General features: G+C 58.7%; 9 protein-coding genes. 3 read left to right on the forward strand and 6 right to left on the reverse strand.

Translation table 11 applies throughout. The features are described from left to right. Positions 1 to 209 (reverse strand): hypothetical protein (locus tag FLM9_RS08290; RefSeq protein WP_218969708.1); only part of this gene is annotated, 209 nt, incomplete at its 3' end. A 311-nt stretch (positions 210 to 520) separates the two neighbouring features. Continuing rightward, entirely contained in the window at positions 521 to 691 is a 171-nt protein-coding gene (locus FLM9_RS08040; RefSeq protein WP_180365251.1) for a hypothetical protein, read from the reverse strand. A gap of 157 nt (positions 692 to 848) precedes the next feature. Here FLM9_RS08040 and FLM9_RS00985 point away from each other — a divergent pair, with 157 nt between their 5' ends. Beyond that, positions 849 to 1,058: a hypothetical protein gene (locus FLM9_RS00985; RefSeq protein WP_074456847.1), complete on the forward strand. Its 210-nt coding sequence runs from the start codon at positions 849 to 851 to the stop codon at positions 1,056 to 1,058. 14 nt (positions 1,059 to 1,072) lie between these two features. On the opposite strand, the gene FLM9_RS00990 is transcribed toward FLM9_RS00985, so the two are convergent. Both FLM9_RS00990 and tilS read right to left on the reverse strand, forming a co-directional pair. Further along, entirely contained in the window at positions 1,073 to 1,357 is a 285-nt protein-coding gene (locus tag FLM9_RS00990; protein ID WP_074456848.1) for a hypothetical protein, read from the reverse strand. A 23-nt stretch (positions 1,358 to 1,380) separates the two neighbouring features. After that, on the reverse strand, positions 1,381 to 2,421 hold the full coding sequence (tilS, locus tag FLM9_RS00995; protein WP_180365252.1) for a tRNA lysidine(34) synthetase TilS: 1,041 nt from the start codon (positions 2,419 to 2,421) through the stop codon (positions 1,381 to 1,383). 67 nt (positions 2,422 to 2,488) lie between these two features. Here tilS and FLM9_RS01000 point away from each other — a divergent pair, with 67 nt between their 5' ends. Further along, positions 2,489 to 3,250, forward strand: a complete 762-nt coding sequence (locus tag FLM9_RS01000) for a DUF561 domain-containing protein (RefSeq protein WP_074456849.1) — start codon at positions 2,489 to 2,491, stop codon at positions 3,248 to 3,250. 6 nt (positions 3,251 to 3,256) lie between these two features. After that, positions 3,257 to 5,266 carry an excinuclease ABC subunit UvrB gene (uvrB, locus tag FLM9_RS01005; protein ID WP_074456852.1) on the forward strand — a complete coding sequence of 670 codons (2,010 nt, stop codon included), beginning with the start codon at positions 3,257 to 3,259 and terminating at the stop codon, positions 5,264 to 5,266. A gap of 224 nt (positions 5,267 to 5,490) precedes the next feature. Here the strand turns inward: uvrB and FLM9_RS08295 are convergent, their stop codons facing one another. Both FLM9_RS08295 and FLM9_RS08300 read right to left on the reverse strand, forming a co-directional pair. After that, complete coding sequence (locus FLM9_RS08295; RefSeq protein ID WP_218969709.1) at positions 5,491 to 5,664, reverse strand: hypothetical protein; 174 nt, start codon at positions 5,662 to 5,664, stop codon at positions 5,491 to 5,493. A 124-nt stretch (positions 5,665 to 5,788) separates the two neighbouring features. Further along, positions 5,789 to 6,319, reverse strand: coding sequence for an IS5 family transposase (locus FLM9_RS08300; RefSeq protein ID WP_218969710.1), 531 nt, complete (start codon positions 6,317 to 6,319; stop codon positions 5,789 to 5,791). Positions 6,320 to 6,790: the final 471 nt, after the last annotated feature.

Raw genomic sequence — 6,790 nt, forward strand, 5'->3', positions numbered from 1 at the left:
CGGGGGTGTAAGTGAGCATCAACTTCGTCGAACAGCAGGATGACCTGTCGCGCACACCTGATATCTGTGGGACGGGCTTGATACCCGGACATCAGGCGAGGATTCAGGTCACGGGGCCACTTTCGGGTCAATGCCCACCAGGCCACATCCAGCAGGAAGCTCTTGCCCAGTCCGTTGTCCCCGATGCTGAGATTCAGCCGGGGAGCCAAGTTCAACTCCATCCTGGGGGCTGGACCAACATTCTCCAACACCAGCCGCTTGAGCATCTCGGATTGTGTCTCGAAGTTGGTGGAAATTACCAGGGAGGCGTTTTCCGAGCGATGGATGTGATTGTTCCTGAATCAGGCGCCCAAGTCAAGGGAGAGCTAGAGTTCCCAAGCAACCCACCATGTACCTTCGGCAAAGGTCGGTCCTGGTTTTTACAAGTGCTGTTGCCAGATCAATTCTCAGCACTCTTCACTCCAAGCTCCTGGGCAGTTGTATCCCGGAACTGTTGGGCTTCTGCATCAAGGCATTTATTTCAACCCTCTTCAGGCACCTTCGCGTGGGTAGAACTGCTGGTGGCTGTCACTGGTTCTTCGGTGAGATGCTTCCAGCGATCAACCTGAAGCAGTCCCGGCGGCGCCAGTCTCATGCCGGTGTTGCCGTTGAACGCGGAGGGGGGACGGTCGGGGAGGATGTGTTTGCCCATGAAAGCCTCCTTGGAGAATGGGGGTATGGCCTGAAGTCAGGTCTACTTCTAACTTCAGGTTTAATTTAGATTTCTACAACCGCCGTTCACCAAGTGTCACAAAGGAAGCTGGGCTGATGCAGCCTAAGCTGGTTTCGCCACCCCGACATAAGGTCCTGTGAGCCTGACCGGGCGCCACACCTCTGGCAACGAACAACACCAGCAAGCTCTCCTTCTGGCCCATCGCTATGGTCTGACCCTGAACGAGGCGGAGCAGGAGGAGTTGGGCTGGCTCATTGAGACCATGGGTTTGGAGGAGGCGGAGGCAGAATGCGCCCGCTCCCGCGCCATGCTGATTCGCTCCGGGCAGTTGGAGCCCGATGCCTGAGATTGAATTCAGCCCTAAGAGGGCGCCTTATGGTGCGCCCGCTGTGCCCACCAGGTTTTCAGCCGGATGGTAAATGTCTGGAGAACACCCGGAACTGGCAGCCGGTTGGCGCTTGTGCCAGAGCCGTCTCGGGAAGGGTCCCGTTGGTGCTCCGCCATAAAAGTGGAGATGATCCGGTGGTGGTGCTCCTGCATGGGGAACTCCAGCAGCAACCCGTCTTCAGCCGTGGGTTCATCCTTGGCGGTCGTCTCGGATGGGGTGGCTGCATCCCGGAGTTGCCGGGCTTGGCGGGGATCCATGGGCGGTTGAGGGCCTGGCCGTCTCAGGGTTCCCCTCTTTGTAGATGGATACACCCACCCCGCCAGCGCCAACGCCACCCCCCGTCCAGGATCGCCATGGTCTGGTCCGTGGTCTTGGGGTGGCTCAGGCTGAGCAGCAGTTGGTTGAGCTGCCGTCGATCAGGATCGCGGCCGGTGTGGTCCCGAATCCAGTGGACCAGGCAGCGGCTGGCCAGAGCGCGGGGCAGAGCCGCCAGCGCTTGCGGGCTGAGGCTGGTGGACTGGTTGGCCCCCATGGTGGACAGGGCCTCCCGCGCCAGTTGATCCAGCAGGTCGCTTTCCTCGGCTAGTTGTTGGGCGCAGGCCGCCATGTGGGCCACGGCGGCGCCGTTCACCTGCTCCAGCTCCGGCAGCACCCGCTGCCGAATGCGGTTACGGGCCAAGCGCTGGTCCTCGTTGCTGGCATCGCTCCAGATGGGCAGCTTCAACGCCTGGCAGCACTGGAGGGTGTCCTGCCGGGTGAAATGGAGCAGGGGGCGTGTGAGCTGGAGGCCCGGTGCCAGTGGGCGTTGGGGGCGGAGACTCCCCAGACCATGGCTGCCACTGCCACGGCACAGGTGGAACAGGAGGGTCTCGGCTCGATCCGTGGCGGTGTGACCCGTCACAAGCTGACTACAGTCCAAACGACGGCACAGGGCGATGGCGCGGCCATAGCGCCATTGGCGTGCCGCCGCTTCGCTGGGGAGATGGCTGCTGGCCACCTCCAGGTGACAGGGGAGCCCCCACGTGGCGCAGAGGGACTGCACATGGGCAGCATTGGCGCCACTGTCGGGTTGCCAGCGGTGATCTCCGTGGAACACCTGCAACGACCAGTGGTGGAGACGTTGAAGGTCTTGCAGCAGGCGCAGCAGGCAGAGGGAATCCTGCCCCCCGGACATCGCCACCAGGAGGGCCGCTCCGGACGGCAGCAGATCAGGAGATGCCAGGAGAGACCTGTGCAGCCGGTGGTGCCAGCGGCTCCAGGACGGGATAGATTGAACCCGCTGGCCGGGAGAACCAGCTGGGGGGGAACCAGCATGGCCCATGGAGGAATGGCCGGTCTCTTGCAGACGGAACATCTAACATGAAGTGTGCCCGTTTCGGCCCCCGCCCATGACCCTTCCTGCCCGCCTTGCGGCCTGTCTTGCCGCCCGCCAGGGCCTCAAAATCATTGCCGGCTTGCAAACCTTTGCGACCGAACGGGTGCGCCCCGTGTGCAACGCTGCCGTGGTGGGTGGGGCCGATCTGGTGGACATTGCCGCCGATCCCCAACTGGTGCGTCTGGCGCGATCCTGTGGCGTGGCCACCGTCTGCGTCTCCGCCGTGGAGCCGGAACGCTTTCCCGCCGTGGTGGCTGCCGGGGCCGATCTGGTGGAAATCGGCAATTTCGACTGCTTCTACGACCAGGGGCGGGACTTTACCGGGGCGGAGGTGCTGGAGTTGACCCGGCGCAGTCGGGCGCTTGTGGCTGACGTGCCCCTGTCCGTCACCGTTCCCCACCGCCTGCCCCTGTCGGAGCAACAGCGGTTGGCGGAACAGTTGGTGGCCGCTGGGGCAGACCTGATCCAGACGGAAGGGGGCACCAGCAGCCAACCTCAAAGCGCCGGCATCCAGGGACTCATTGAAAAGGCGGTGCCCACCCTGGCCGCTGCCCATGCCATCAGCCGTATGGTGCGGGTGCCGGTGCTGTGTGCCTCTGGCCTCAGTGCGGTGACCGCCCCCATGGCCATTGCCGCTGGCGCCGCCGCCGTCGGGGTGGGGCGCGCCGTGAACCGCCTGGAGGATCCCCTGGCCATGGTGGCCGTGGTGCGCAGCCTGCGGCAGGCCTTGACCACCAGTGTAGCGCCAACCCTAGACTCGCCCATCCGCCCCTAGTTGCCCATGGGCCAATTTGCCCTCACAGCGCCCTATCAGCCCATGGGGGATCAGCCGCAGGCCATTGCGGAGTTGGTCTATGGCGTGCGGCGGCAATGTCCCTATCAGACCCTGCTGGGCGCCACGGGCACGGGCAAAACCTTCACAATCGCCAACGTGATTGCCCAAACCGGCAAGCCCACCCTGGTGTTGGCCCATAACAAGACCCTGGCCGCCCAACTCTGCAACGAGTTGCGGGAGTTCTTTCCCAACAACGCCGTGGAATACTTTATCTCCTACTATGATTATTATCAGCCGGAGGCCTATGTGCCATCTACAGATACTTATATCGCCAAAACAGCATCCATCAACGAAGAAATCGACATGTTGCGCCATTCGGCCACCCGATCCTTATTTGAGCGCAGAGACGTGATTGTGGTGGCCTCCATTAGCTGTATTTACGGTTTGGGGATGCCAGCTGAATATCTGAAGGCGGCAGTGCCCTTTCGTGTTGGCGAGACGATTGATTTGCGTCAGGCGCTGCGGGCTTTGGTCAACAACCAGTACAGTCGCAACGATCTGGATATCAGTCGCGGCTGTTTCCGGTTACGGGGAGACGTACTGGAAATTGGCCCTGCCTATGAAGATCGTCTCGTCAGAATTGAATTTTTCGGTGACGAGATTGAAACCATTCGCTACGTGAATCCCATCACCGGCGAGATTTTGAAAAGCCTGGACAGCATGAGCATCTATCCCGCAAAACACTTCGTGACCCCCAAAGAACGCCTTGAGGCCGCATTGGTGGCCATTCGCGAAGAACTGGCGGAGCATCTGGACATCCTCCATCAACATAACAAACTGGTTGAGGCGCAACGTCTGGAGCAACGCACCAGGTATGACCTGGAGATGCTCCAGGAGGTGGGCTATTGTAACGGAGTGGAAAACTACGCCCGCCACCTCACGGGTCGCCCGGCAGGCACTCCACCGGAGTGTCTGGTGGACTATTTCACGGATGACTGGCTGCTGGTGGTCGATGAAAGCCATGTCACCTGCTCCCAATTGCGGGGTATGTATAACGGTGACCGCTCCCGCAAGCAGGTGCTCATCAACCACGGTTTCCGCTTGCCCAGCGCCGCGGATAACCGGCCCCTGAAGGCGGAGGAGTTCTGGGCCAAGGTAAGGCAGGCCATCTTTGTATCCGCCACCCCCGGAGATTGGGAACTGGGGCGCTCCGGCGATGCCGTCCGGCGCCAGGTGATCCGCCCCACTGGTGTGGTGGATCCAGAGATCAGTGTGCGCCCCAGCGCTGGCCAGGTGGATGACCTGCTGGCGGAGATCCGCGCCCGCAGTGGGCGAGGTGAGCGCACCCTGGTAACCACCCTCACCAAGCGCATGGCCGAAGACTTATGCGATTACCTGGCCGGCCATCACGTCAAGGTGCAATATCTTCATTCCGAGATCCATTCCATCGAGCGGATCGAGCTGATTCAGGATCTACGCATGGGCACCTACGACGTGCTGGTGGGGGTGAATCTGCTGCGGGAAGGACTGGATCTACCGGAAGTGTCTCTGGTGGCCATTCTTGATGCGGATAAGGAAGGCTTTCTGCGCTCGGATCGCTCCCTGATTCAAACCATTGGTCGTGCCGCCCGCCATGTGCAGGGGATGGCCATTCTATATGGTGACCAGTTGACAGATTCCATGGCCAAGGCCATTGAGGAAACGGAGCGGCGCCGTGAAGTGCAACAGGAGTACAACAGCCGCCACAACATTACACCCAAGGCTGTAGCCACCAAAACCAAGGGCAATCCCATCCTGGCGGACTTGGAGTTATCCAGACGACTGAGCCAGGGCCAATTGGAAACTGCCACGGTCCAGGCGGAAAACAACGACATACCCCTTGCTGCCCTGCCCGAACTCATCAGCCAACTGGAAGACAAGATGAAAATCTGTGCCCAGGATTTGAAATTTGAGGAAGCTGCCAAGCTGCGGGATCGTATTCGGACTTTAAGGCAGAAGCTGGTGGGGTCGTCTTGATAATTTTATAGCTTAGTTACATTAAAAGGGGCTTACATACTTAAGAACCTCTGAATTAGCTTCCAAAAGCGGGCCATATAGGATTTTGTATGGCGATAGGCCGGCTACGCCAGTCAAAATTGGCTTAAACTGGTCCAAAACGATCAGAAAACAGGCTAAATTCTTGCTGAATTGTTGGATTTTTATATAACTAATGTTCGTCAGATACATCGATCCCATGAGACTCATGCCGTACAAGATTGGGCACGCAGCAAATTGGCAAATCCAAGCAGCAGCGCCAGCCGATTCTCATTCCTCGCCAGGCTGCGGTAGCGCACCTTGCTGTAGCCAAACATCTGCTTCGCATGAAAAAGCAGGTGTTCCACCTTTACCTTCACACTGGCCTTGCATTCTTCCATCAGTCTTTCCAATCGGCCTCTGGCCAATTTCCTGTGTTGGCCTAGCTGCATCGCAATGTGCCCATGCCACCTTGCTATTCTGGTGGGCTTTGCGCTTCTCGATCCCCTGATAACTTGCATCCCCCTAGACACAAACCTCTTCTCCGTGGAGCAGTCGTTCTGAAGCAATCATGTCATGCACGTTGGCAGCAGTGCTCGCCAAGCTATGCACCAGACCGCTTTGATCATCCACGCCGATATACAGCTTCATGCCAAAGTGCCACTGGTTTCTCTTCTTTGTCTGCTTCATCTCAGAGTCACGTTCTCTTTTGCGGTTCTTCGTCGATGACGGCACCGCAATGATGCTGGCATCCATAACTGCTCCTTTCTTGAGCATCAACCCTTGCTCTGCCAGATACTCCTTGATGATCTCAAACAGTACACGCCCCAGTCCCTGGCGCTCCAGTAGATGGCGGAAGTTGAGGATCATCGTCTCGTCCGACACCTTCTCCAGCCGGATACCGCTAAAGTGGCGCACGCTCTCCACCCTATAGAGCATGTCTTCCATTCCCGGATCACTGACGTTGTAGCAGAGTTGGACACAATGCATCCGCAGCATCCCCTCTAACGGGCAAGGCTCTCTCCCCTTCTCTTCATTGGGGTAGTAGGGCCTGATCTACTCCAACAGCTTCTCCCACGGTGTCATCTCCTCCAACCGATCCAGAAATAGCTTCTGACTATTGATAGCTACGGCACCCATAAACACGCCAAGGTGAAGGAGTGGCTGGCACGGCGGCCCAGATTCCATCTGCATTTCACCCCCACCTATGGCCTCATGGATCAAGCAAGTGGAACACTGGTTTGGCATCATTACCGAGAAAGCCATCCACTGCGATTCTTTCCACAACGTGGGAAAAATCACCTGTAAAATCAATACCTTTGTAGAGTAGTACAACGCTCAAGCCAGACCCTTTGTCTGGATGGCTACCGTCGAATCCATTCTGGACAAGATCTAACATCTTTACCCCAATTCTGGATAAGGTGAGGCGGGAAACCTGCCCTTGTGCTGGCTTGGGGCCTTGGGAAGGCTAACGAGGAGGGGGAGAGGGGAAAAGGGAACCCCGCTGTGGTCTATTCAGCCTTTGCA

Source organism: Candidatus Synechococcus spongiarum, from assembly GCF_900047545.1.
GTDB lineage: Bacteria > Cyanobacteriota > Cyanobacteriia > PCC-6307 > Cyanobiaceae > Synechococcus_B > Synechococcus_B spongiarum_C.